The 26,268-nt window shown below is 43.9% G+C and carries 19 protein-coding genes and 4 tRNA genes; 20 read left to right on the forward strand and 3 right to left on the reverse strand.

Annotated features, from left to right (window positions below; translation table 11 throughout):
- Positions 1-81 precede the first annotated feature (81 nt).
- The gene (locus G7Y37_RS00220; RefSeq protein WP_165060020.1) at positions 82-744 is read left to right on the forward strand and encodes a hypothetical protein; all 663 of its coding nucleotides are present in this window, start codon (positions 82-84) and stop codon (positions 742-744) included.
- A 12-nt stretch (positions 745-756) separates the two neighbouring features.
- On the opposite strand, the gene gdhA is transcribed toward G7Y37_RS00220, so the two are convergent.
- Positions 757-2,088 (reverse strand): NADP-specific glutamate dehydrogenase, encoded by a 1,332-nt coding sequence (gene gdhA, locus G7Y37_RS00225; protein WP_165060023.1) that lies wholly within the window; start codon positions 2,086-2,088, stop codon positions 757-759.
- 214 nt (positions 2,089-2,302) lie between these two features.
- Here gdhA and G7Y37_RS00230 point away from each other — a divergent pair, with 214 nt between their 5' ends.
- Entirely contained in the window at positions 2,303-3,544 is a 1,242-nt protein-coding gene (locus tag G7Y37_RS00230; RefSeq protein ID WP_241155930.1) for a chloride channel protein, read from the forward strand.
- Here the strand turns inward: G7Y37_RS00230 and G7Y37_RS00235 are convergent.
- Together G7Y37_RS00235 and G7Y37_RS00240 are read right to left on the reverse strand one after the other, a co-directional pair.
- Positions 3,431-4,906 (reverse strand): DEAD/DEAH box helicase, encoded by a 1,476-nt coding sequence (locus tag G7Y37_RS00235; protein WP_165060026.1) that lies wholly within the window; start codon positions 4,904-4,906, stop codon positions 3,431-3,433. The genes G7Y37_RS00230 and G7Y37_RS00235 overlap by 114 nt on opposite strands.
- A 36-nt stretch (positions 4,907-4,942) precedes the next feature.
- Positions 4,943-6,076 carry a 3-oxoacyl-ACP synthase III family protein gene (locus G7Y37_RS00240; protein WP_165060451.1) on the reverse strand — a complete coding sequence of 378 codons (1,134 nt, stop codon included), beginning with the start codon at positions 6,074-6,076 and terminating at the stop codon, positions 4,943-4,945.
- Positions 6,077-6,247: 171 nt separating this feature from the next.
- Between G7Y37_RS00240 and G7Y37_RS00245 the strand changes: the two genes are divergently transcribed.
- The 18 genes from G7Y37_RS00245 to G7Y37_RS00330 all read left to right on the forward strand — a co-directional run bounded on the left by G7Y37_RS00245 (position 6,248) and on the right by G7Y37_RS00330 (position 26,267).
- Positions 6,248-7,174 (forward strand): patatin family protein, encoded by a 927-nt coding sequence (locus G7Y37_RS00245; RefSeq protein ID WP_165060029.1) that lies wholly within the window; start codon positions 6,248-6,250, stop codon positions 7,172-7,174.
- Positions 7,175-7,264: 90 nt separating this feature from the next.
- Entirely contained in the window at positions 7,265-8,269 is a 1,005-nt protein-coding gene (locus G7Y37_RS00250) for a hypothetical protein (RefSeq protein WP_165060032.1), read from the forward strand.
- Between the two features lie 143 nt (positions 8,270-8,412).
- Positions 8,413-11,037: a PD-(D/E)XK nuclease family protein gene (locus G7Y37_RS00255; RefSeq protein ID WP_165060036.1), complete on the forward strand. Its 2,625-nt coding sequence runs from the start codon at positions 8,413-8,415 to the stop codon at positions 11,035-11,037.
- Positions 11,037-14,576, forward strand: coding sequence for an exodeoxyribonuclease V subunit beta (locus tag G7Y37_RS00260; RefSeq protein WP_165060039.1), 3,540 nt, complete (start codon positions 11,037-11,039; stop codon positions 14,574-14,576). The genes G7Y37_RS00255 and G7Y37_RS00260 overlap by 1 nt, the downstream gene beginning before the upstream one ends.
- Positions 14,577-14,641: 65 nt before the next feature.
- Positions 14,642-16,621: an excinuclease ABC subunit UvrC gene (gene uvrC, locus G7Y37_RS00265; protein WP_165060042.1), complete on the forward strand. Its 1,980-nt coding sequence runs from the start codon at positions 14,642-14,644 to the stop codon at positions 16,619-16,621.
- A gap of 23 nt (positions 16,622-16,644) precedes the next feature.
- Positions 16,645-17,601, forward strand: a complete 957-nt coding sequence (rapZ, locus tag G7Y37_RS00270; protein WP_165060045.1) for an RNase adapter RapZ — start codon at positions 16,645-16,647, stop codon at positions 17,599-17,601.
- Positions 17,602-17,618: 17 nt separating this feature from the next.
- Positions 17,619-18,752 carry a gluconeogenesis factor YvcK family protein gene (gene yvcK / locus G7Y37_RS00275; RefSeq protein ID WP_165060454.1) on the forward strand — a complete coding sequence of 378 codons (1,134 nt, stop codon included), beginning with the start codon at positions 17,619-17,621 and terminating at the stop codon, positions 18,750-18,752.
- Complete coding sequence (gene whiA / locus G7Y37_RS00280; protein WP_165060048.1) at positions 18,753-19,685, forward strand: DNA-binding protein WhiA; 933 nt, start codon at positions 18,753-18,755, stop codon at positions 19,683-19,685.
- A 117-nt stretch (positions 19,686-19,802) separates the two neighbouring features.
- Positions 19,803-20,804 carry a type I glyceraldehyde-3-phosphate dehydrogenase gene (gene gap, locus G7Y37_RS00285; RefSeq protein ID WP_165060050.1) on the forward strand — a complete coding sequence of 334 codons (1,002 nt, stop codon included), beginning with the start codon at positions 19,803-19,805 and terminating at the stop codon, positions 20,802-20,804.
- A 47-nt stretch (positions 20,805-20,851) separates the two neighbouring features.
- On the forward strand, positions 20,852-22,039 hold the full coding sequence (gene pgk / locus G7Y37_RS00290; protein ID WP_165060053.1) for a phosphoglycerate kinase: 1,188 nt from the start codon (positions 20,852-20,854) through the stop codon (positions 22,037-22,039).
- A gap of 8 nt (positions 22,040-22,047) precedes the next feature.
- Positions 22,048-22,827 (forward strand): triose-phosphate isomerase, encoded by a 780-nt coding sequence (gene tpiA / locus G7Y37_RS00295; protein WP_165060056.1) that lies wholly within the window; start codon positions 22,048-22,050, stop codon positions 22,825-22,827.
- Positions 22,828-24,393: a 2,3-bisphosphoglycerate-independent phosphoglycerate mutase gene (gene gpmI / locus G7Y37_RS00300; RefSeq protein WP_165060059.1), complete on the forward strand. Its 1,566-nt coding sequence runs from the start codon at positions 22,828-22,830 to the stop codon at positions 24,391-24,393.
- A gap of 66 nt (positions 24,394-24,459) precedes the next feature.
- Positions 24,460-24,717: a preprotein translocase subunit SecG gene (gene secG, locus G7Y37_RS00305; RefSeq protein WP_165060062.1), complete on the forward strand. Its 258-nt coding sequence runs from the start codon at positions 24,460-24,462 to the stop codon at positions 24,715-24,717.
- Between the two features lie 70 nt (positions 24,718-24,787).
- Positions 24,788-24,876 (forward strand) — tRNA-Leu (locus G7Y37_RS00310).
- A 62-nt stretch (positions 24,877-24,938) separates the two neighbouring features.
- Positions 24,939-25,844 (forward strand): cation diffusion facilitator family transporter, encoded by a 906-nt coding sequence (locus tag G7Y37_RS00315; RefSeq protein ID WP_165060065.1) that lies wholly within the window; start codon positions 24,939-24,941, stop codon positions 25,842-25,844.
- A gap of 93 nt (positions 25,845-25,937) precedes the next feature.
- Positions 25,938-26,012 (forward strand) — tRNA-Val (locus G7Y37_RS00320).
- A 50-nt stretch (positions 26,013-26,062) separates the two neighbouring features.
- A tRNA-Gly gene (locus G7Y37_RS00325) sits at positions 26,063-26,138 on the forward strand.
- Positions 26,139-26,193: 55 nt separating this feature from the next.
- Positions 26,194-26,267: transfer RNA gene (locus tag G7Y37_RS00330), tRNA-Cys, on the forward strand.
- Position 26,268: the final 1 nt, after the last annotated feature.

A 26,268-nucleotide genomic window follows, 5' to 3' on the forward strand; every position in this document is an offset into this window, starting at 1 on the left:
TCTTTCCTCATGGAGAACCGTACTCGGGAAAAAGTCGGGCTGATTATCTTTTTTGTGCTAATCCTTTTGGGTGGCGCAATATTGTTGGGGTATTTTGCCACCGGTCTTACTTGGACTGTATATGCAACTATGGTAGATGATACTGTAGGCAATATGGGCGGATACACCGCTGTAGTGTATCAGGGTACTACTAGTGAAGATGAACCAAGCGATTCTGAAAACACTTCAAATAACGAGGAAGATCAGGATGATATTCCGATAGTAGTTGACACTATGGGTCTTCGGATTATGTCGTATTATCCCGGTATTTATTCTGATGACTATTCGGGCGTGTATATTTCTGATGTAAGAGACTTATACGAGAAAAAAGATGCCGAGGTTGTAACTATTGACACTCAAAGCATTTTAAATTCTGAACCGCAAATTCTTCATGCCGGCAATAAAGTTATTGGTGTATTTGGGGCAAAGTCTTACGTTACGAAGCCGGCATTAAAAAAGATAGTTGCGGGGCTAAAAGACAAGGGTGCAGATGTCATAATTTGCGTGACGAAACGTATGGCGCTTCTTTCGTCTCTTGAAGGAATAGATGTGGTGATATTAACGGATAATTCTGAAGAATACTCTGTAACTGGCACGCGCGAAGGAGATACGCTTATTGTTCAGGCACCAAAAACGGGCGAAGCCGGTGTGGTGCTATTCTCTAGCAACAACATCGCCTCCGCCCGCTCTATAGACGCGCTATAAGTTTAGCTGCAATTAAACTACTCCTTGAGCCATCATTGCATTAGCAACTTTTTCGAAGCCAGCAATATTGGCACCAGCAACATAATTGCCCTCACAGCCATAGCGCTTTGCGGCATCGTCAGCAGCGTGGAAGATGCTTACCATAATACCCTTTAGCTTCGCATCCACTTCTTCAAATGTCCAAGATAGGCGCTCGGAATTTTGTGACATTTCTAGCCCTGATGTAGCAACGCCACCGGCGTTTGCTGCTTTGCCGGGTAAGAATACTACGCCTTTATCCTGCAAGAATTCAGTAGCTTCAATAGTTGTAGGCATATTAGCGCCCTCGGCTACAACTTTGACACCATTCTCAACAAGTTTCTGTGCGTCTTCCAAGAATAATTCATTTTGAGTTGCGCAGGGAAGTGCTATATCGCACGGAATACTCCAAACGCCACGACCTTCATGATATTCTACGCCGCTTTTACGCTTTGCATATTCTGAAATACGACCGCGCTCTACTTCCTTGATTTGTTTAACTAGCTCAACGTCAATTCCTGCGGGATCGTGTATCCAACCAGTAGAATCGCTTAGAGTAACAACTGTTGCACCCAATTGCTGTGCCTTTTGGGTAGCGTAAGTAGCAACATTGCCAGAACCCGATACGCAAACAGTTTTGCCTTCGAAACTGTCTCCCGCGCAGCGCAGATATTCTTCCACTATATAAATTAAGCCATAGCCAGTTGCTTCGGTACGCGCAAGAGAACCACCAAATGTAAGCCCTTTGCCAGTCAATACGCCTTCAAAAACATTTTTCAGGCGCTTGTATTGCCCGAACATGAAGCCAACCTCGCGGGCTCCTGTACCAATATCACCTGCGGGAACGTCGGTGTCGGCACCAATGTGTCGTTGCAGTTCGGTCATAAATGATTGGCAGAAACGCATGACCTCCATATCGGATTTACCTTTCGGGTCAAAATCGCTGCCGCCTTTGCCGCCACCCATAGGAAGTGTAGTTAGGCTGTTTTTGAAAATTTGCTCAAAGCCAAGGAATTTAATTATTCCAAGGTTTACGGAAGGATGTAGTCTAAGACCGCCTTTATAGGGACCTATAGCGCTGTTAAACTGAACGCGGAAACCACGATTTACCTGTACGTTTCCTTCATCATCGGTCCACGGAACCCTAAACATAATTACGCGCTCTGGTTCAACCAGTCTTTCCAGAAGAGCTGCTTTTTCATATTCGGGGTGTGCCGAAATGACCGGCTCAAGAGATTGAAGAACTTCGGTAACTGCCTGTATGAATTCAGGTTGTTCGGGGTTCTTCGTTTTCACCATTTCAATAACACGTTCGGTGTAATTCAATTCGACCCTCCTTGAGATCGTTATCCACTGTTGGCATTATATTGCCCGAATCCATTTGGAAATCAATAATTAATACGTTGGAAACATTGAGAAAGCTCTGCGGCTAAATAGATATCTAGTATGGTTTTAGAACTGTGAAATTCTAATGCTTATCAGGAAATACCTAGCTAGGTTAAAATGAACAGACAAATGCCGCTAATGGAGGGGAACTAAGTTGATCGAGAGAATCGAAAAACTTGTGTTGTTGGTAGTAGTCACAATTATATTAGGCGTTGTTGCTGGCGCTGTATGCTGGACATTCTTTTTCCTGATGAATAATGGAATCAAACTAATATGGGAGACTTTACCTAATGCATTAGGCATAACAGGTTTTTGGATGCCGCTTGTTGTCTGCACCGTTGGAGGCATTCTTGTTGGACTTTTTCAAAAGAAGTGGCCCGGACAGCCTCAGGAAATGGATGAGGTTATGGCTGAGGTAAAGGCAAATGGAAGATATGAATATCAAAATATTGGCGTGGGGTTTGTAGGTGCTTTGGTACCGCTGCTGTTTGGTGGTTGCTTGGGCCCAGAAGCTGGTCTTACTGGTGTTATTGCTGGTCTATGCACATGGGTTGGAGATCGCCTGAAATTCTTGCGTAAAGAGTTTAAAGAGCTATCGTCAGTTGGAATTGCTGCTGTTATAACTGCTGTTTTCAATGCGCCGCTTTTTGGTCTAGCTGTTCCTATATTCGGCAACGCTGAAGGCGAATTGCATGGCGACACAATTAAGGTTCCAAAACCTGCCAAGATTGCGATATATCTTCTAGCTATTGCAAGTGCTTTAGGCTCCATGATGGGGCTAGGGCTATTGTTGGGCGGTATGGGCGGTCTGCCGCATTACAGCGATGTTGAGATAGGATGGATAGAAATTGCAATTCTTATTCCGTGCGCTATAGCTGGTGCCTTAGTAGGTTGGCTGTTTCATTGTTATGGTGCTTTTGCAAAAATGATTAGTTGCAAAATTGGAGACAAGCCGGTTGTTAAAGCATTGGTTGCTGGTGTTGCATTAGGCGCTTTAGGTGTTGTTTTACCTTTTACGATGTTTGCTGGCGAAATACAAGCTGAAGAGCTTGACGGAATATGGTTAGAGATGGGCGCTTTAGTTCTAATTGTAACTGCCCTAATCAAACCGTTTTGCTTGCAGTTTTGCTTGAATATGGGATGGCGCGGTGGTAAGTTTTTTCCAATGATATTCTGCGGAATATCGCTTGGCTATGGAATTGCTTATCTAAGCGGTGCCGATCCGGTATTTTGTTTATGCGCATGTACGGCTGGTGTCTTAGGTACTATGATGCGACAACCGTTAATGGCGACGCTTCTTTTGTTTCTGTGTTTTCCCCTTAAGAGCGTTTTCGTTCTTCTTGTGGCGGCGGTTATTGGGTCGGTCGTTCCTGTTCCCAGAAAGTGGCTTTCCTGAGCGATTATTGCGCACTTTTTTGTCGCCGCTGTTTTTTCGCTTTTTATTCGGGTGATTAGAGTCTTGCTTCTTTTTGTTGCGAAGATCGCCCCAGCCTTCGTAGTTGTAATCGGATTGCTCTTCTTTGTTGTGCTTTTTTCGGCGCGCCGCGCGCACTTTGCCAAAATTTGCTGCACGTTTATCCGAGTGTGATACTTGCCGCTTTTCCCGCCGCGATTGCAGCAGTTGCATATCGGGCTCATATTTCGACAGTTTTTTTATAGGAATATCGTGTCCAAGCAATCGTTCTATACTGGCTAGTGCCTTCGTGGAATTTTGGCTTACAAATGATATCGCCATGCCCGTCTCGCCAGCGCGCCCAGTGCGTCCAATACGATGTATGTAATCTTCAGCCATATCGGGCAGGTCGTAGTTAATTACATAGTCAACAGCTGGAATATCTATTCCTCGCGCTAAGACATCGGTAGCAACAATTACCTGAACCTTGCCTTTTCGAAACTCAGTCAAGGCGCGCCTTCTGTCGGCTTGTGTTTTGTCGGAATGAATACATGTTACTTTTACATCTGCACGCTCTAATAAGTTTGTTACGTCTTCTACGCGAACTTTTGTGCGCGCAAATACAATAATTCTTTCCCCATGAAATTCGTCTAGTACCGACATTAGCAAATCGGGTTTATTCTTTTGTTTTATTGGCACGATAAAATGTTCAACGCTAGCTGCAGTTTGTCCTTTTTGCGCAATTTGTATCGTTTTGGGGTTGTTTAACAAGTTGCCAAGATTGCGCCTTATAGAGCTATCTATAGTTGCCGAAAATAGAAGCGTCTGCCTGTCGTCTGGCAGTTCATTCACTATTCTGGTTACATCTGGCAGAAAACCCATGTCTAACATTCTGTCTGCCTCGTCAAGCACAAGAACTTCTATATCTGATAGGCAAGCTACTCCACGATCTAAAAGATCATTTAAGCGTCCGGGGGTTGCAATTACCACATCGCAGCCGTTACGCAGTTCTCGAATTTGCTTTTGGTATTTTGTTCCGCCGTATAGCGTTGTAACAAACTGGTCAGTTGCGCGTCCTATCACCATGGCTGTATTCGAAATTTGTTGCGCAAGTTCTCGCGTAGGGGTGACAACTAGCATTCTAGGGGCGCGTCCACTATCTTTCTTATTGGGAAGCGAACTCATTGTGGGAAGTAGAAATGCGGCGGTCTTGCCGGTGCCTGTACTTGCGGCGGCAATGATGTCTTCGCCGTTCAATATTGCCGGTATGGCACTCGATTGTACAGGCGTTGGCTTTTCAAAGCCAAGTTTATCTACTGCTATAAGTGCATTTTTGGACAAGCCGATATCATTGAATGAAGGCATAAGCATCCTAATAATTGTTTTTGGGCATTTAAGAGTTTAGGCTTCGAACAATACTGCACCAGAGGTAAGACCGCCTCCAAATGCAACTATTATTACTTTGTCTCCTCGTTTAATGCGTCCGTTCGTGTATGCATCCGCTAAAGCCATAGGTACACTTGCCGAGCTGGTGTTTCCGGTATGATCGATTGAAAGTTGGAATTTATCTTCCTCTATTCCGAGTTTTTTGGCTGCGAAGCGAATAATGCGCTCATTTGCTTGATGGGGCACTATGCAATCAATATCGTCTAAAGAAAGCCCTGTATTATCAAGTACCGTTGTAACAGCATTTGTCATTGCATTGCTTGCAAACTTAAATATAGTGCGACCATCCATTCTTATTACTTGTCGCATTTTTCCGTTTGCAACATCTTCGGATATGCCCAGCATTTGATCGATACTGAAGATGGACTCATCTGGTTTATCCGCCATAGCAACATTTACGCCATCTGTACAGAATGGTTGTAAAGCCTCAATAGCATTTGCACAGGTTAAAGAATTTTTAATATCGTCATCGTTGCGTATATAGCTTGCCATTATTCCTGTTTTTTCCGGTTGCCAATCTAGCACGGCTGCTCCGGCGCCATCGCCAAACAACACGCATGTGTTGCGATCTTGCCAGTCGGTTAAGCGAGATAGCCTGTCCACGCCTACAACTAGTGCACGCTTAAAAGAATTTACGCGAACTACATTATCGCAGGCATTTGACGCTGCTAGCATGGCTTCTGCAACAGTCATGTTGTAAATAAAGCCTGTGCATGCAGCATTAACATCCATAGCAACCGCATTTGTTAGACCTAAATTGCGTTTCAACAACGCAGCGCACGACGGAACAATAGCATCTGGACTAACGGTTGCGTATAAAACCAAATCGATACTACTGGGGTCTATTGAATTTTCGCACCATCCGCTGCCGTGCGTCTGTGGGAAAACTGTATTTTCAATTCCCATTGCTGCGCAAGATGCTGCGTAGGCAAGCTCTTGAGCAGATTCATCTACCGCTATGTGTCTTGTTGATATTCCGGTTCTAGAACTTATCCATTCATCGTTTGTATCAACAAGTGCTTTCAGTTCATCATTTGCAACCTCTAGCCGTGGAAGCGCTTTTCCGCTTCCGATAATAACAGCCCCCACAAGCAGCACCGCTCTTTCGTTTTGTGATTGATTACGAAGTATCTATTTATATTATCAGGAAATCTATTAGATGCGTACAATCAGAAAGGTTATGTTCGTAAACGCTGTCTGGTATGCAACGGATTAAAAACATTGCTCGTCGTGCGGTGAAATGTGAGTTAGACTGTTGATATGAAGTACGCAAGAACAGATAAAGATATACCGGCAATCAATGTTAGAGATACAGCTCTTATATTTGAAGGTGGCGGTATGCGCGCTAGTTATACAGCAGGTGTAGTTGGTGCGCTTATAGAATCAGATATTAATTTTTCGAAAGTATATGGGATATCTGCTGGCTCTAGCCATTGCGCAAATTACCTATCACGTGACGTGCCGCGTGCGTACCATTCTTTTACCCGCCATGTGGTTGATCCTCGCGCGGTAGATAAGATGGGCGTTGTGAACGGACGAGGCTACTTCAATTCGAAATACCTTTACGAGGGAGTGGCTTTAGAGCTAGACGGTACCGATAAGCCTATGGCGTTCGATTTTGAGATGTTTACAAAAAATCCAGCGCAGATGCACATTGAGGCTTTTAATCGCGAAACAGGCGAAACCGTCAGCTTTGAAAAAGAAGATATGCCCACTATGCTAGAAATGATGCTTGCTGTGCGCGCCAGTTCGACAATGCCTTTGTTTATGCCGCCTACTGAATTTAATGGCAATATCTATATGGATGGGGGATTAGGCAGTAGTTGGGGAATATGTATTGATGCCGCCAAACGTGATGGGTTCGATAAATTTTTCATCGTGAGAACTCAGCCTCACGAATATAGGAAAAAGCCTCTCGATGCAGTTTCCAGAACGCTGTTTCGGCTAGTTTTTAGGCGATATCCTTTAGTAGCGCAACGAACTATTGAACGTTGGCGCGAATATAATCGCGTTTGTGATGAAATAGAAGAACTTGAAAAGACGGGTGCCGCATATGTGTTTTATCCGTCATCTATGGAAGTCGAAAATAAAACAACTGATATTTCGAAATTGACAGCTTCCCTTAATGCTGGCATAGACCAAGCCGCATCTGAAATTGATAAGTGGCGTACTTGGTTGTCTCTATAGTGTTTATATATTTACAAGTGTCCTAATAGTGGGACACATAACACTATTTATAAGCATATTATCCCTATATCGGAATTAGGAGGGATTGATATGTCTGCATTGCAAAGTGTTGTACCACTTAGGTTTTTCCCGGAAAATAGGGCTAGTATGGTGGGTATTTTGTCGCGATCTATCTGCACTTTGTTTGGTTCACCTAGTTTTATGCGTGCAAATGGCATTTGCGAAACCGGAACTATTGCTAAGGCAGCAAGCAAATTTCAGAAGCGCCGGAAATGTTCAGTTCCGGTATTCCAGATAGATAGACGAGGGTCCCTAAAAGGTGAAACCTTGCCAAAGTTGTGGCTTTCAGAGCCTGATTTGCATGCAGAAAACGAGGATAACGCTAAGAGGAAATTTGTATGTAGCTATCCAATTGGGCGAGATGCGGGCGGTATGCGCGCTTTAGAGTTGGCAGAAAAGTATTTCTCGGAAGGGCTAGCGCACTTTGGACAGGATTGTTCTATAGCCTGTTTTCAGGCGGCAGAACTTTTGTATATGCATGCATGTAATAAAGGAAATGTTGAAGCCTATACGCGCTTAGGGGTGCTCTACAAATTTGATATGTGCAAGGGAAACTATTGGAAAGATACGCTTAGTACGCATGCAAAACATGCTGCCGACTCTGTAATTGAAAAAGCAGTACGTGCGTTTCGACGGGCTGCTGCAAGAGGTTCATCGGAGGCAAAGTGGCAATTGGGGGATATGGTTCACGGAGCTATAGGATGTCAAGCAAATGAGGCATTGGCGTACAATTTATATATCGGGTCATTTTCTAGAGCCGCATGCTGTTCATTGACAGACATCAAGGCTGCGCACGATAGCAACACAATTTTGGCGCTTGTTGAAGGGTCTGCTGTTAATCTAATTCATGCTGGTTGTGCAGCTAGACGCATCGCGCTGTGTATGGAGTTGGGTAGTGGATGCGCGAAGAATATACAGTTGGCAAAAGCGTGGTATACGGCTGCAGTTTATTTGCTAGATTCGTGTGTAGCTGGTGGTTCTTGGTATTATGCAGAAGAGCTTGCCAAGGCTCAAATTGCTTTAGGGCGCTTATGATATTTGCAGTTTTATACATATAATATGTATAAAGACATGCATATGATGTGAAAGCCGGAGAAGCTGTGTTTGAAATATTCGCAGCCTTCGCTTTGCTTTTTCAACTTTATTGATGCAGCGCGGTAATTGCAAAAGGAACAAATTTGACGCTAAGCTCTAAGACATACATATTCCAAAGCAGGGAACAGGCTGATTTTGCTCTGAAGCATATGGCAGATTTGCGTATAGGTTTTGGTGTGGATGCCACAACACCGCTATCGTTTGTTACCTCGAAGTGGGAATTATGGGGCGACGGGCGAAATGTCGTATCCAGCATACAACGCAGAATTCTTATTGCCCAATTATTGTTATCACAATCAGATATTCCTGCAACTGCAGGTTCTATCGACGTTATATCTTCATTTGTGCAGCGAATTAGCGGAACTGCGGAATTAGCGCATGCGCTAAGTTGTATAGAGGAATTTGATGCATCGAATTGCGCCGTATTACGTTTGATTCAAGACTACCTTAAAATTCTGCATAACTTTAATTTAATTGAACCCGCAGAGGCTGCATCTATCATGTCTGCTATGTCGATTCCTGTATCTGTAGAGATTGAAAGTCAATTCGATCTTCCTGTTGCTGTTGAGCGCTTCTTTCATGTTGAACGCGCAATGGTGGAAACTTTGCAAAGCAATATCTATGTTACAGAAACCAAATTTTTGTTTGCTACCCCTACGGGCTCTTCTGCAATATTTAGTTCATTGGTTGAACTTATTGACGCTGTAATCTTGGACGGGTGTGAAGATATCCTCATTTTTGCAAAAAATCCAAAAGCGCTTTTTGAGCAAGTAACTCCTTTTGTTAGAAACTTAAAAGCGTCTGTAACTCTTGAAACATCTGCGCTTTTGTCGGATACCCAATTTGGAAGGGCGCTTTTGGCTGTGCGTGCCATACAAGAAAATGACGGAATGGCATTAGAACACGCTGTTGATTTCGCTTATTCAAAATGGTCTGGTATTGCTCCAATACAGGCATCTAAGCTAGATACTAACTTTCGATCTAACAGGCTGACCGATATTGAGTATATAGAACAGGTTTTGCGTAGCACATCTTGTTCGTATGAGGTTTTTACAGATCTAATAAAAGGTAAGTTATTAAATGATGAAGCGATTGAAAAACTTCAGTCGGTTATTCAGGCAGCATCGGGTATTAGGCAAGTTGATAAAACTGCTGAAATTGCAGCTTTAAGGCAATATTGCGAAATACTTGAGCAACTACATTCACTTACGGGAAATATATCTGACGCTGCTTCGTTATTGGGAAATGCATCTGTATCGATACGTAATGTGGTGCAGATAGATGATGGGTCGTCTATATCATTAGTGATACGAGATATGCAGGCTATGAATGATACAGCCTCTAATTCCTTTGATGCGGTTATTGTGGCTGATGCCAGCGAAGATGCGATAGATTTATCTTCTAAGGATAACTGTTTGGCTGCACTAGAGATGCAGCTGGGTTTTCCACCGCGTTTATCTGCATCGGATGAAGCTAAGTATTCTTTTATAACGGCTCTACTTGCTGCGAAATCGCATTTTGCTTGCATAATTCCTAAACGTAACGCAGATGGCAAAGCAGCATATCCATCGTTTGTTGTTGAAGATTTATTGTCGCAGTTAACCGGTAAACCGGTAGATGTGAATCAAGTTTATGACGCAATACTAGCTATTGACCCTTCAAACATAGTTTTTGGTGAAGATGATTTTGTCTTGTCTGTTGGAAAATGTCTCCAAAAGCCGTACAACATAATAAAGACGGAACAGCCACAGCGTGGGCACTTGCGCACTTTTAATCTAATTGATTTTCTTAAAACTGAAAATTCTGCAATCACTCAAATGCCAATTCTTTCGCCATCTGCGATAGAGAAATATGTTCACTGTCCGTATTCTTGGTTTATAGATTGTCGGATAGCGCCTAGCGGCATTGATGAGGGTTTTGGCGCATTGGAAATGGGCACTTTTGTGCACGAAGTAATGGCAGAATTTTATGCGCGAGGCAAAGAGGCGGGATATGCTCGTGCAGAGTTAATGGACAACTGTGACGGTTTGCTTGATGAGGTATTTGAACAGGTGTTAAGTCGTCAGTTTCAGAGATGTCTAGGAAGACGATTTGTTCCGCTAGGTGTGGCAGAGACTATAGAGGTTAAACGATTGCAATCGCAGTTGCATTTTTTTGTGAACCTTCTCAAAGACTTACCGCAAGCATATATTCCTGAAGCACTTGAGATGTCTATTGATGCTGACGAGAGGCTTGTATATGCAGGCGCAATACTAAATGGAAGAATTGACCGGGTAGATGTTGATGAAAACGGCAATTTTGTCATTTTTGACTATAAGGGTTCAATTGCTGGTCATGCGTTGGGGAATTGCGAACAAGACTTAGATAGCTCTTATCTTATTCCGCAAAAAACACAGGCGCTAATATATGCTCAAGCATATAAGAAAACGCATCCAGATTTGAAGTGCGCCGCAGCGCTGTATCTTTCATATAGGGCTCAAAAAGCCTCAGATCTTATGGCGGGGGCTTATGATCCATCTCTCTATAATGCTGATAAGTACGCTTCTAAATCTTCTAGAGTTTGTAATATAGCTGACGTTTTGGACAATGTTGAAACGTCCATTAAGACACAAATTGAAAATCTAGTGGCAGGTGATATAAGCATTTCGCCAGATTCAAAAAACATATGCGAGCATTGCTCTTTTGTCGGATGCGAAGGTGTGCATTAATGGATACGCAACGTTGCACGTCTGGTCAATTAAAAGTTATAAAGACTCTAGATCGTCCGCTTATGGTAAGCGCCGGGGCTGGTTCTGGTAAAACTTTTACATTAACTCAGCGAATTGTAGAAGCAATTGGCGAAGATGGTCCTTTATCGTCTATAGAGGAAATTTGCGCCATAACTTATACCAATGCTGCTGCCGCAGAATTACGTTCGCGCATAAAGGCGCTGCTGTTGCAAGAAGGAATGCCTGCGCAAGCTCGCATGACTGATAACGCATGGATATCTACAATTCATTCTATGGCAGCGCGAATACTTCGAGAAAATGCTATACGTATAGGAATAGATCCGGGCTTTGAAATTATAGATTCAACCGAGCGCGATATCTTACTTGTCCGCGCAATAGATGAAGTTGCTGCAAATGTGTTGGAATCGGACGACGAACGTCTGCATCGAATAGTAAAACAAGAACCGCTAGTTGCTCAGGGTAGCTTTGGTCGCGGCATTATGGACGATGTTGCGTATCTTTTATCTCGTGTTCGCACAATGCCAGATGGGTTTGATGGTATAAAAATGCCAACTGGTGGGCGAAGCTTGTGCTCTATTTTGTCTGACATGATTCAGGTTGGGCGTACTTTCTTGCATTCTGCGCAGGAATGGTCAGAGCAGTCTTCAAAAGACATAGAGTTTCTAGAGATGCTTTCAGATGCTGTATCGAATGCATCTTCGTATGCTGAAGGCAACGATGCTGGTTTATTCAGAGAGATGCTGTACGCATTTCCGCACTCTTCTAAATATCGCTCTAACAAAAATAACGCTGCTTTTATGGAGTGTTACAACGAATATAGAGCGTGCTATGCAAAACTTTCAGAAGAAGCTGAATGCACGCTTGGAATAGAGCGTGTGCAAGCTGTAATAGACTTAGCGAAGATGGTGGATAAGACGTTTTCTAATTTGAAGGGGAAATCCAGATTAGATAACGACGATTTACTACGAAAATGCCACGAGGCGCTTATAAATGACCCGTATATTGCAAAGTCGTACAGAGATCGCTTCAAATTAATAATGATTGACGAGTTTCAAGATACCGATAAACTGCAGACCGCTATAGTCTCTGCATTGGCAAAGCCCGACTTGAGCAATGTTTGTACTGTTGGAGATGCGCAGCAGAGTATTTATAGATTTCGCGGTGCTGATGTAAATGTGTTTTTGGATTACAAAAAAAATCTGAAGCGCACAAATAGCGAAGCTGTAATGGTGGAATTGCCTGACAACTTCAGAAGCCATGGCGACATATTGAAGATGGTTGATGCAATATTTGCTTCTGAGGATATGTTTGGTAGTAATTTCTTGCACTTGGAAGCCCGCGGCGCTATCAATAATGTAGAAGATGCTGTATTTGCCAATATTCCAAGAGTGAACATTGATGTGGTTCACTACCAGCGCAAGCAGAATGGTCCAAGCGCTACATCGGCTGATGCGCTTCAGATAGCTGCAAAAAATATTGCGGCTCATTTTGCGAAGCTGCACGAAAACGGTGCACCGGCAAGCGATATGGCTTTACTTTTGGGTAGCATGTCTAATGCACAGACTTATGCTGAAGCGCTTCGCGAAGTTGGTTTAGAGGCGCAAATAGTTGCCGGATCAATATTTCAACTCGCACAAGAGGCGCAGTTGGTGGCAGATCTTTTAAGAGTAGCGCGCAATATTTATGACGAAGAAGCGCTGCTGCATATATTAATGTCTTCAATGTTTGCCATTACCGATGATGTGTTGTTAGCTTTGGCTTCCCGCTTAGATGATGGCGCTATAAAGAAAAACTCAATTGCGTCTGGATTTATAGCGCCGGATAAAGAATTATCAAACTTGCTTTCTGAAAGCGATTTAACAGCGCTGAATTGCGCTAGGTGCTGTCTGAAAGAATTTATGGAAGAGGCACAAAGCGGAAATGTGTCATATGCTATGCGCAGATTGTTGCTTAGCTGTGGGTTGTTAGACAGATTGCAACGCGAAGGTGTAGAAGGTCTTGCCGCAGCGGGTAATTTTGAAAAGGCTTGTCGATTAATCGAGATACTTCAAAAAGAATCGTGCGGAATTGCGGAAGTGTCGCGGCGCTATATTGAGCATCTTAGGTTAGAGAAAGAAACACCCGGTCTTTTAGCGCCTATTGATGGCAACTATGTAACCATAATGACGATTCATGGTTCGAAAGGTCTTGAATTTCCACATGTCGCTGTGGCAGAGCTTAACAATCGCAGAATTTCTGAAGCAGCTTTTGTGGTGGAAAACATAGAAGACAATACGTATGTCTGCGGTAAAGCAAAATCTTGGGGAGATGCGGCAACTAGAATAAAAGCTTTGAAAAAGTTCCGTCCAGCGCCAGATAGTAGACGTTCGTTTGAAAATATGACCATACAAGACATATTTGCAGCCCTTAGTGGATATATGACTGAGCAGGTTGAATCTGAATCGAAGCGGTTGCTTTATGTTGGGCTTACGCGCGCTGTCAAGTCAATATTTTTATCTTTGAAGATGCAGGGAGATCCGAAAAATGGCTACGATAACAATGTTTTAGCTAGAGGGGTGTATCGTGCTTTTTTGTGGCAACTAGATTGTGCAGGTTCCGTTTCTATGGTCGATTTTGGCGGCAGCACACCTGCAAAAGTTTCATTTACGTATTTGCCTTCTAGTAATGCGTCTACCTCTGAGGAAGATGCTGAAAACAACAATTCTTTTGAAGAAGATTCTGCGCTTGATAAATGCGCTGAAGCAGCATTTGAAATTCCTATACGCAATTTGGAATATCCTGTACCTCGGCTATCTTCTGGTAGTTCTCGATCTGGGATGTATTCGTATACATCGCTTTCTAGCGCGTTGCATACCGACGCGCTTAAAGAAACCACTTCATCGGATTTGTGTGAGACTGATAAGGATGCTGGCACTTGCGTAGTTGATGCTGATAAAGCAACAGATTTAGGGACGGCTTTTCATAGGCTGGCACAGCAGTCTATAGAGCGCGCTTCTGCTTCGCATACTTTGGCACCAGTTTTTCCAGAAGCTAGCGATATTTGCGCTCAAGAAAGAATATGCAACCTCTCTGATGCTCAAAAAGCTAGATTGGAATCATCTATTTCTCGATGGCTTAAAAGTAAAAAAGCCAGTGAATTTTTCTCGTATGAAAACATTGCTGCCGAAGTTCCTTTTTGCGTTGCTGTAGGCAGCGGGGAAGAAAAGTTTTACTTAGTAGGCGAAATAGATGGACTAGCGCATTCGGATGAAGATGCACATTTGATAGATTACAAAACCGGCGGTATGGCGGATGAATCATCTGCGCATTTGCATGAGAAGCATCTCTTGCAAGCGCAATGCTATGCCTTTGCGCTGCTTAGCTCTGGCTATAGTGAAGTTTCTGCCGATTTTATACGTGTGGAGCAAAGCGATATAGCAGACTTTTCTCAGCCGCAGATTGTCTCATATCAATTCAATAAAGCTGACTTGCCGGCTATTGAAAATGTCCTTATTCATGCACAAAAAGATGTTCAATAAGTTTGCGGTCTAGGTTAGGTTAAACGATATATCCCTTATGCATAAGCCTGTGATAACATCGTTTTATGAGCGACAACACATTTGAAACACAAGAAGAAAAGCTTGCGCGCATTAAGCGAGAGCTTTGTAATGTTCCTACGCTTCCGGGTGTTTATTTATGGAAGAACAAAGAGGGCGAAGTTTTATATGTTGGTAAGGCGAAGCAGCTTCGCGCTCGGATGCGTCAATATGTTAATTTCCAAGATGAACGTGCAAAAATTCCACTTTTGGTAGAGCAGATAGATTCGTTTGAATATATTGTAGTTTCAAATGAACATGAATCTCTTGTTCTGGAGAAGAACTTAATAAACGAGCACGAACCTTTCTATAACGCCGATTTTAAAGACGATAAAAGCTATCCATTTATTGCCATAACCAAAGGTGATGTATTTCCTGCTATCAAATACACCAGAGAAAAACATAGAAACGACACGCGATATTTTGGACCCTATACCGATAGTCGGGCGGCGCGCAGGTTGGTAGACATTTCCAGACGCGTGGTTCCTTTATGTAGTGCTTCATGTGCCGAATGGCGATCTTTGAACAGAAGACTGCATAAATTCTTAGACAAAAAAACTAAGGTGTCAGAAGATGTCTGCGAAACACAATACAAGGAGTTTCTTGCATCAACAGCAGATGCGCGTCCTTGTTTCGATGCGCACGTGGGGCTTGGACCGGGCGCTTGTTGCGGGCATATAACACCTGAAAAATACAGGGAAAACGTGCATGCAATTGAGCGTTTTCTGGCAGGTCAGAGGACTGAATTTATCGATAATTTAGAAAGCGAAATGCGCGAGGCAGCTGCCGATCTTGACTTTGAGCGCGCTGCACGCACAAAAGATAGAATTGACACAATACGCTCTTTGAATGACAAACAGCATGCTGTGTCTTCACATAACTTAGATGCCGATGTATTTGGCTTTTATCGTGAGGAAACAATAGCTGGTGTACACGCTTTAATTGTTCGAGAAGGGCGCATAATTAACTCAAACGAGTTCATCTTAAACCGCGGCAGCGATGTGTTCGATTCAGACCTTCAGCACAATTTCCTTTTGCGCTACTACGATGCTACGGAGTCTATTCCGCATGAGGTAATACTTAGGGATATGCCAGAAGATTCAGATGTTATGGAAGGTTGGCTTAGTGAAAAACTTGCATCTGCGCATGGTGCTAAGGTTCACTTTTTTAGTCCTAAACGTGGCGAAAAATTAGCGCTAATTGAAATGGCGGAAACTAACGCCAAGCATACGCTTATGCGATATAAAGTTCGTACAAACTATGATGATAAGCGCATAAATACAGCACTTTTGCAACTGGAAAGTGCGCTTGCCCTAGATGCGCCACCTATGCGCATAGAATGCTTCGACATTTCTACAATTCATGGTTCATATACGGTAGCTTCAATGGTGGTGTTTACTGGTGGTAAGCCTGACAAAAACCAGTACAGGCGCTTTAAAATAAAAACCCCGTTAGATGAAGCGAACGATTTTTTAAGCATGCAAGAAGTTGTGAGCCGCCGTTATTCTGCGCGTCGTATGGCTGACAAACGATTTGGCAGTAAGCCCGATCTGGTAATTTTGGATGGTGGTAAACCGCAATTAAGTGCTGCTATTCAAATGTTTGAAGAAATGGGAATAGACGATATACCGTTAGTCGGTCTTGCCAAGCGCGACGAAGAGCTTTTTGTGCCGTGGCAAGATAGTGGTCCTGTAGTTCTTCCGGGAGGTTCAGCTTCTCTTTATCTTGTGAAACAGGTACGTGATGAGGCTCACAGATTTGCAATCACATTTCACCGTGAACTTCGCGGTAAAGGAATGACAGCATCGATATTAGATGATGTGGCAGGATTAGGTCCTGTTCGTAAGAAAGCGTTATTGAAGCATTTTAAGTCTTTTCGTAATCTTAGAAGCGCTTCTTTGGAAGATATTAAAGAGGCAGGAGTGCTTCCCGGTGAAGTGGCAGAAGAACTCTATTTGGTGCTGACGCAGTATAATGTTCAGTCTTGAGGTATGTGAGCTTAGGAGTAAAAATGAGTGACAAGAATGAGATCCTAGACTTAGAACTCATGCCAGAGCTTGTTGTTGTAACAGGGATGAGCGGTGCTGGACGCACCGAAGCGATGCATGTTTTTGAAGACTTAGGTTTTTTCTGCGTTGACAACTTGCCGTCTAGTCTTATAGAAAATTTAGTTGATATGCGCTGTAATTCCGATGATGGGCCTAATCGCTTAGCAGTTGTTTGCGATGCTCGTAATGGAGATTATTTCGGATCGCTAACAGATGAACTGATTGCCCTGAAGAACAAGGGTATCAATTTACACGTTATATTTTTAGATGCTGATGATGAAAAGTTAGTCGCTAGATATAAATCAAGTCGCCGTCGTCATCCGCTGTGTAGCGATGGCACAACAATAGCTCAAGGTATTCAGCTAGAGCGCACCCTTCTTATGAGGTTGCGCAGCATGTCCGATACTGTTATTAATACAACGGATATGATGCCATCTGCTTTGCGCGATACAATAAGACAGCTTTTTGCGAAGGGCGACGAACGTAGAGGTTTAGCTGTTACTGTTTATTCGTTTGGCTTTAAGCACGGAGCTCCAGTCGATGCCGATGTAGTGATGGATGTACGTTTCCTTCCGAATCCGTATTACGATCCAGATTTGCGAGGGTTAACTGGCCTAGATGAACCTGTGCGCGATTTTGTTATGCTTCGCGATGAAACAATAGAATTTAAGAAGCGCTGGCACAGTTTGTTAGACGTATTGATGCCCGGATATGTTGCTGAGGGAAAGCAACAGTTAGCTATTGGGGTAGGTTGTACCGGAGGTCAACATCGCTCTGTTGCGCTTGCTGAATCTACTGGCGATTATCTGAAGTCGAAGGGATATAGGGTATCTGTTGCGCACAGAGATTTGAAACTGGCAGAGCGTGGCGGTAGAGCTGATTATTCCACTGAAACTCCTGATGTGCACGCTGCTGTGTAGACAAAACTAAAGGTGATATATTGAAAAAACCTTTCAACATAGATCCATCAGCTACATCCGCATTTAATCTTCGTGGCGACTTTGAGACGCTAGATGTTACCGAGATGCTAGAAAGACCTGTAAAGGCTGTTGTTATAGGCGGTGGTACAGGTGCGCCAATGTCTATTCGCACACTTCTTTCTATGGGGATAGACACTAGTGCTGTAGTTGCAATGGCGGATGACGGTGGCTCTACCGGCTTGCTGCGGGAAAAGGCTGATGTAACGCCTCCCGGAGATATTCGGAAATGTATTACAGCTTTTGCCGGTAATCCGCTAGATCCATTTGTTCGGGCGTTCAAATATAGGTTAAGCATTGCCGACGATCACGCTTTGGGAAACTTAATCTTAGCTGCGCTTGAAGATGCGTGTGGGTCGTTTCCAGATGCTATATCTATATGTGAAACTTTGGTGGGTGCGCAAGGGCATGTGTATCCCTCAACTTTAGATCATGTAACTTTGTCTGCCGTAACGCGCGATGGTCGCCGTCTTGATGGGCAGGCGGTTGCGTGCCATTCACGTACCGCTCTTGAAAAAGTTAATATCCACGGTCAGAATGGCTGTGAAATTTGCGCATATACTCCGGCGCTTCAGGCAATAGAAAATGCCGACTTAATAGTTCTAGGACCGGGTTCTTTATTCACCTCCATTATTCCAAATTTGCTTGTTCCCGGAATAACCGATGCTATACGTCGTTCAAAAGGCAGCACTCTTTTTGTGTGTTCATTGGCTGATATGCAGGGAGAAACTTGGGGATTAACAGCTTATGAACATGTTGCATCGTTGCTAGATCATGGAATGGGTGGCTTGCTTGACTATGTGTTAGTCCATACGCCGCGTCCGCTAGAGCCACCAAAGACGCAGGATACATTGGGCGTTGTATCCAGTGAGCAATTTGAAGACCGAAGCAACTTAAAAGCAAAAACCCGCCGCGGTCTTGTACGTCCGGTACACATAACGTATCACGATATGCAAGAAATACAATCGCTTGGTCCGATAGTAATAGCGCGCGATTTAGCCGACTTTGAGCACCCTACATGGCATTCGCCTTCGGCACTTAGGGACGCATTCTTGCAAGTTTTGCGCCTAATGCATGCGAGAAAGACGTTATAAATGTCGTTTACTTCAGATGTACGCGACGAATTAGCGCACATAGAGCCCGTATGTTCTCATTGCGATAAAGCAACATTAGCTGCCTTGGTGCGTATAGAGGGCACTCTTTTTGTAAGCGGTCCCGGTAGATATCGTGTGGAAATTGCCACCGATGCTCCATCGGTGGCACGTTTGGTAATCCGCCTAATTCATAACATATACAAATTGCGTACCGAATTGACAGTGCGGCGCTCTGTTTTGCATAAAACTCCGAATTACTTGATAGAAATACCCGCTCAGGCTGGATTGGCAGCAGCTCTTAAGGATATGGGTGTTATATCAGATGATGGCGGGTTGCAGTTAGGAATAAACTCTTCTCTTATAGCAAAACAATGCTGCGCAGCGGCGTATCTGCGAGGTGCGTTTTTGGGTTCTGGCTTCATATCAAACCCTAAAAGCGATTTCCATTTTGAAATTATTGTAGAAAGCGAAGATCTTGCAAAAGGTCTTGTGCGCATTATGGGTGAAAAGGGCATAAAAGCTCGCATAATGCAGCGTCGCAGCTCGTATATGGTGTACCTGAAAAGTGGAAGTGCAATTCTAGAATTTCTTGCATTTACAGGCGCTCATCATGCGGCGCTAAGTCTTGAGCAAGAACGGGTGGTTAAATCCGTGCGCAACGATGTAAATAGGCAAATAAATGCCGAATTAGCGAACCAGCAGAAAGCATCTAGTGCGGCTGTGGGGCAGCTGATGAGTATAGCTCGTGTTGTTGAGCACTATGGTATGAAATCGCTTCCACCTGCTTTACAGGAATTTATTAAACTTCGCGTTCGTCATCCAGATTCTTCCATGAAAGAACTTGGGGCTTTTGCAAACCCACCTCTTTCAAAATCGGCGATAAATCATAGGATGCGCCGTATTGAGCAAATGGCTAAAGAACTAGAAGATTAAGATAGCCGCATTCCCAACTGTTTGCCAATAAAGGTATGGTTAACAAAAACAGCGTGGTAATATCTTTTACATGTTCGTATGCGGCATTAAGCCGCAAAGTCGTAAAGGAGAACAAACATGGCAACGAAAGTCGGCATCAATGGCTTCGGTAGAATCGGGCGTCTCGTATTTCGCGCAATGGCAAACGATCCCGATCTAGAGGTTGTGGCGGTGAACGACCTTGGTGACATTCCTACAATGGCACACTTGCTGAAATACGACTCGGTGCACCGTCGTTTTTTTGACAAGGTTGAGGTAGTAGAAGATGGCTTTATTGCCGATGGCAACAAAGTTAAGGTTCTTTCCGAGCGCAATCCAGCAGACTTGCCATGGGGTGAATTGGGTGTAGAAATCGTAGTTGAGTCAACCGGTTTCTTTACCGATGGTGAAAAAGCCAAGGCCCACCTTGAAGCCGGTGCTAAGAAGGTTATTATTTCAGCGCCCGGCAAAAATGTGGATGCCACAATAGTTATGGGCGTAAACGATGATACCTACGATAAAGCTGCGCACAACATTGTTTCAAACGCTTCATGCACAACAAATTGCTTGGCACCTTTCGCAAAGGTACTAGTTGATAATTTTGGAATTAAGCGTGGTTTTATGAACACGATACACGCATATACCAACGACCAGAAAATTTTGGATCTTCCTCACAAAGATTTGCGCCGTGCGCGCGCAGCGTCTATGTCGATGATTCCTACTACTACAGGAGCCGCACGCGCGGTAGCGTTGGTTCTTCCGCAGCTTAAAGGCAAGTTGGATGGTTTTGCTACCCGCGTTCCAACGCCTGATGGCTCAATGGTAGATTTAACAGTAGAGCTAGAGCGTGAAGTTACTATCGACGAAATAAACGCCGCTATGAAAGCTGCAGCAGAAGGTCCTATGAAGGGCATTTTGGAGTACATGGAAGATCCGATTGTTTCTATTGATATAGTTGGAAATTCTTCCTCATCTATATTCGATTCTAAGCTTACGATGGTGCTTGGTGAGAAAGGCAATTTCGTCAAGTGCATCAGCTGGTACGATAATGAATGGGGTTATTCCAACCGCGTAAAAGACTTAGCCAAAATAATGCTGTAATAACTTGCGGTGTGAAGCCAGTCTTGCAAAATAGATGAAAGGTTAATATGGCTGATATTAAAAGCATTGATGATGCTGATTTGGCGGGTAAAAAGGTTCTTGTGCGCGTTGACTTTAACGTTCCGCTAAAAGATGGCGAAGTGACCGACGACACGAGAATTCGTGCTGCGCTTCCCACTATACAAAAACTTATTGATAGTCGCGCTCGTGTTATTTTGGTAAGTCATCTGGGCAGACCGAAGGGTAAAGGCTTTGAGGCTGATTTTTCTTTGAAGCCAGCTGCGCAGCGCTTGTCTGAAATTTTGGCTATGCCGGTTGTGTTTGCTAGCGACACTGTGGGTAGCGAGGCTAAAGAAAAAGCGGCTGCTCTAAAAGATGGCAACGTGTTAGTTCTTGAGAATTTACGCTTTGATTCTAGAGAAAAAAGCAACGATGCCGATTTTTGTAGAGAACTTGCCAATTTGGCTGATGTGTATGTAAATGACGCATTTGGTACTGCGCACAGAGCACATGCTTCCACAGCAGGTGTTGCAAAATTGCTTCCTGCATACGCTGGTTATCTTATGCAGAAGGAAGTGGAAACCATAACTGGTATGTTAGATGCTCCCAAACGTCCCTTTGTGGCGATACTTGGGGGCTCTAAAGTATCCGACAAGATAAAAGTTATAGATTCGCTTTTAGACAAAGCTGATACTTTAATAATTGGCGGCGCGATGTGCTTTACGTTCTTGCTCGCTCAGGGCAAAGATGTTGGTGCCTCTCTTAAAGAAGATGATTGGGTAGACCGAGCCGCTCAGATGATAGAAAAAGCCAAAACCAATGGCGTGCAGCTTCTTCTTCCGCAAGATGTAGTTGCTGCAGGCGCAATTGATGAGAACGCTGAGTGTGAAGTTGTTTCAGTGGATGATATTCCAAGCGATATGATGGGACTAGATATAGGACCTGTTACATCTCGTGTGTATTCTGAAGCCATAGCACAAGCAAGTAGCGTATTTTGGAATGGTCCAATGGGTGTTTTTGAAATGGAACCCTTTGCTGCGGGAACAAAAGCTGTAGCGCAAGCGGTTGCTGACAATGCTTTGGCAGATACAATAATTGGCGGCGGCGATTCTGTGGCTGCTGTAAACAAATTTAACTTGGCAGATAAAATGACGTTTATATCTACAGGTGGCGGCGCTTCTATGGAATTAGTACAAGGAGAGGCTTTACCGGGCGTAGAAGCCCTTAGACGATAGGAGTCAAAATGACACGCAAACCGCTCATTGCCGGAAATTGGAAGATGAATAATACTATTAGCGAAGCCGTAGTGCTTGCTCAGGAGATTTCAAACGAATTCGACAGAGACTGGCTTGACAATGTAGATGTTGCGGTTTGCCCTCCTTATATAGACTTAAAACCAGTTCTTACGGTTTTTGAGTTTGATCGTCTTAAGGTTGCAGTTGGTGCGCAAAATGTTTATTGGGAGCCCAGTGGCGCATATACTGGTGAAATATCGGTAAATATGTTGCGTGAGATTGGCTGTAAATATTGCATTGTTGGTCATTCGGAGCGTAGGAATTTACTTGGCGAAACAAATGAAGATGTCAATGCAAAAGTTAAGGCTTTGATAGGTGAGCACGTTGACCCTATTAACCCCATAGTGTGCGTAGGCGAATCGCTAGCTGTGCGCGATGAAGGCACATATATTGAATTTATTACCGCACAGGTGAAAGCTGCTTTTGCGGGGCTTAACCAAAGCGATGTTAAAAATGCTGTAGTTGCTTATGAGCCTGTTTGGGCTATTGGTAGTGGCAGAACAGCCACGCCTGAGCAGGCTCAGGAAGTTTGCGCAGCCATTAGATCAACATTAAGTGACATGTTTACAGACGAGTGTGCGCAAGGCATGAGAATTCTTTACGGTGGCTCTATGAATGAAGGCAACGCAAATCTGTTGTTGGCGCAGCCCGACATAGACGGCGGTCTTATAGGCGGTGCTTCTTTGAAGGCGAAATCGTTTATATCTATCGTGAAAGAAGCGCTGTAAATGACATGTTCTATTAGTAGGGAAAATTTGCGCTTACCGGCGTGTTTAATAATAATGGATGGCTTTGGGCTATCTGCTGAGGGAGACGGTAACGCTATTTCGCTTGCCAATACTCCGGTTTTAGATAGCCTTTTTGCCAGCCGTCCATGGACTACTCTTCAAGCCTCTGGAAATGCAGTTGGGCTTCCTGCTGGTCAGATGGGTAATTCAGAAGTAGGGCATCTAAACATTGGTGCTGGACGCATAGTTCACCAAGAACTTACTCGCATTGATAACGCTTGCGAAGACGGTTCGCTGGCATCTAATTCTGTTATTCAAAGTGCTTTTGCAGGTGCAAAAAACAACAATGGTGTCGTTCATATGATGGGTCTTTTAAGCGATGGGGGAGTGCATTCTTCAAATTCGCATCTTTACTCATTGTTGAAAGCAGCTGCGGAATTCGGAGTACCGCGTGTTTTTATTCACTGTTTTCTTGATGGCAGAGATGTGCCCCCGGAAAGCGGATCTGGCTATGTTCGCAAACTGCAAAGTAAGATTGACGAACTAGCGCTTGAATACGACGGTGCATGTGAAATGCGCATAGCAAGTATTGAGGGGCGATACTATGCAATGGACAGAGATAATCGTTGGGAGCGCATAGAGAAAGCCTACAATGCAATTGTATGTGCAGCAGATGCAGAAAATATTGATCCTGTTGAAGTGGTAGAGCGCTCGTATGCAAATTCTGTTACCGATGAATTTGTAGTGCCAGTTGCTTTAAACGATCGCGGCATGCGCGATGGAGATTCTGTTATTTTCTTCAATTTCCGACCCGACAGGGCACGCCAAATTACTCGCGCTATTGTAGATGAAGATTTTTCCGGATTTGATAGGGCTTGCAATCCAAATGTAGAGTTTGTTTGTCTTACGGAATACGATCCTGACATAGCGGCTCCTGTCGCTTTCCCAAAGACGTTCCCGGAAAATGTTCTCGCTGATGTTCTAGCCGATTTAGGATTAAAGCAGTTACACATTGCAGAAACTGAAAAATATGCGCATGTTACTTTCTTCCTTAACGGGGGAAAAGAAGAGCCTAAGTGCGCAGAGGAACGCATTTTGGTGAACAGTCCAAAAGTGACAACATACGATTTGCAGCCAGAAATGAGTGAACCAGAGGTTACAAATAAACTTGTGGATGCTATTAATTCCGATTTAGCTGATGTTTACATTGTGAACTTTGCAAATTGCGATATGGTCGGACATACAGGCGTTATACCTGCTGCGATAGCTGCAGTTGAGGCGGTTGACGGCGGGGTTGGAAAGGTGCTTGATGCTATAGGGCGCAAAGGTGGTATAGCCTTTGTTACCGCAGATCATGGCAATGCCGATGTTATGATAGCTAAGGATGGCTCTCCTCACACGGCACATACTACGGCTCCTGTTCCTTTTATATTGGTCGATGAGACGGGTTCTAACTTAGACCTTCAAAAAACAGAAGGAAAGCTGGCAGATATAGCCCCTACTTTGTTGTCTGCTATAGGGCTTGCCGTGCCGTCTGTGATGACAGGATCGAATTTGCTTGCTTGATAGGATATCAATCGCTATAATTTCAGTTTTGCGTACTAGAAACGTAAACAAAAAGGACGTGACGTTTTGACTCCATTGGTAATCATATTTTTGATTTTGCTCGTACTCTCCGGAGTAGGCTTAGTCATATTTATTCTTATGCATTCAGGAAAGGGAACTGGCATATCGGATGCTATTGCAAGTTCTATGTATTCAACCCAGACGGGTACTAGCATCATAGAAAAGAACTTAGACCGCATAACTATTATATGTGCAATAGTTTTTATGCTGTCTCTTCTGGTGCTTATGATTATCTTTCCTCACGGCACTATAAGCCAAGGATAGTTTTTCGCGCAGTTGCCGGTTGTCCGCGTCCGTGCATCTGCTAGAATAGTCAAGCATTCGCGGAATACGTGTCGGAGTGGTGGAATGGCAGACACGCCAGCTTGAGGTGCTGGTGCCCACATATCGGGTGTGCGGGTTCAAATCCCGCCTCCGACACCAAGAAATTTCAAGCCGCCTTCGGGTGGCTTTTTTATATATGCAGGTTTTGAAGATTGGGACGAATGTTGCAGACGAACTTATTGCATACAAATTCACATGCACGTTCTGTGGCTCGAGTGCTTGCTGTTGTTTTTGTTTTAAATGTTGTTGTGGCGTTAGCGAAACTATTATGGGGCATTATGTCTCAATCTATGTCTATGAGCGCTGACGGCATACACTCACTTATAGATTCTTTAGGCAACGTTGTTGGGTTAATAGGTATTTTTATTGCTGGGCGTCCGGCTGACAGCACACATCCATATGGGCATTCCAAATTCGAATTGTTTGCTTCGCTTGTTATAGGATGTTTTTTGATTATTGCTGCTTTTGAAGTAGGTTCAGGTGCCATAGAACGCATATTTTCAGGTGTGTATGTCGCAACAATAACTCCTATGTCGTATACGGTAATGGGAATAACATTAGTTGTAAATTTGTGTGTCACCACATATGAGCGAAAGTGTGCAAAGCGTTTCTCTAGTTCAATTTTGGCAGCTGATGCTATGCATACTTTATCGGATGTTTTAACGTCTATTGGAGTAATTGTCGGGCTTGTTTTGGTACAGGCTGGGTTTCCTATAGCCGATCCTATAATGGCTCTTGTTGTTACCGTATTTATAGTTATTTCGGCAATAAGTGTATTTCGCAGTTCTCTTCGACCACTTTCCGATCATTCGCAAATTCCAAAGGAACGCATTTTGGAAATGGCAAAAGAAATCCCCGGCGTAGTAGATGTGCATGCTGTCAGATCGCGAGGGACAGAGGCGGAAGTTTATTGCGATTTGCATCTTTTGGTAGATCCGCAAATGACTGTATTAGAAGCGCACAGATTAGGTGACAAGCTAGAAAGCAAATTGAAAGATGCTTTTCCTAGCTTAGTTGAGGTTCTTATACATGTAGAACCATATGGATATGACGATGACGTGTTATAGACGCTAGTTTCTAAGCCGATACAAATTTTTTCTTTCGCATAGGCAAATCATCTGTTAATATATCGAACCGTTGCACGTCAGAGGCACTTAGACGGGCGGTTAGCTCAGGGGGAGAGCACTACCTTGACACGGTAGGGGTCACAAGTTCAAATCTTGTACCGCCCACCATTTACCTCTTGCATGCAATGAAGCGTTTTAGTATCATTTACGCTTGCGACGCGGACATGGCTCAGCTGGTAGAGCACCACCTTGCCAAGGTGGGGGTCGCGGGTTCGAACCCCGTTGTCCGCTCCATTAGAAACACGAGGCCGGTCAGAGAATGGCCGGCCCTTTTTCTAAAGACTGAATTGGCGACGTGGCCAAGTGGTAAGGCAGAGGCCTGCAAAGCCTTCATCCCCGGTTCGAATCCGGGCGTCGCCTCCAA

Origin of the sequence: Adlercreutzia sp. ZJ154, assembly GCF_011039055.1 — a bacterium.
Taxonomy (GTDB): Bacteria; Actinomycetota; Coriobacteriia; order Coriobacteriales; family Eggerthellaceae; genus Adlercreutzia_A.

What these genes read in the sequence shown, in the direction of transcription:
- G7Y37_RS00245 (WP_165060029.1), top strand. Translation starts at nt 6,248, where the DNA reads ATGAAGTACGCAAGAACAGATAAAGATATACCGGCAATCAATGTTAGA.
- whiA (WP_165060048.1), top strand. Translation starts at nt 18,753, where the DNA reads ATGTCGTTTACTTCAGATGTACGCGACGAATTAGCGCACATAGAGCCC.
- gpmI (WP_165060059.1), top strand. Translation starts at nt 22,828, where the DNA reads ATGACATGTTCTATTAGTAGGGAAAATTTGCGCTTACCGGCGTGTTTA.
- tpiA (WP_165060056.1), top strand. Translation starts at nt 22,048, where the DNA reads ATGACACGCAAACCGCTCATTGCCGGAAATTGGAAGATGAATAATACT.
- G7Y37_RS00250 (WP_165060032.1), top strand. Translation starts at nt 7,265, where the DNA reads ATGTCTGCATTGCAAAGTGTTGTACCACTTAGGTTTTTCCCGGAAAAT.
- pgk (WP_165060053.1), top strand. Translation starts at nt 20,852, where the DNA reads ATGGCTGATATTAAAAGCATTGATGATGCTGATTTGGCGGGTAAAAAG.
- rapZ (WP_165060045.1), top strand. Translation starts at nt 16,645, where the DNA reads ATGAGTGACAAGAATGAGATCCTAGACTTAGAACTCATGCCAGAGCTT.
- uvrC (WP_165060042.1), top strand. Translation starts at nt 14,642, where the DNA reads ATGAGCGACAACACATTTGAAACACAAGAAGAAAAGCTTGCGCGCATT.
- G7Y37_RS00315 (WP_165060065.1), top strand. Translation starts at nt 24,939, where the DNA reads ATGTTGCAGACGAACTTATTGCATACAAATTCACATGCACGTTCTGTG.
- gap (WP_165060050.1), top strand. Translation starts at nt 19,803, where the DNA reads ATGGCAACGAAAGTCGGCATCAATGGCTTCGGTAGAATCGGGCGTCTC.
- G7Y37_RS00235 (WP_165060026.1), bottom strand. Translation starts at nt 4,906, where the DNA reads ATGCCTTCATTCAATGATATCGGCTTGTCCAAAAATGCACTTATAGCA.
- G7Y37_RS00260 (WP_165060039.1), top strand. Translation starts at nt 11,037, where the DNA reads ATGGATACGCAACGTTGCACGTCTGGTCAATTAAAAGTTATAAAGACT.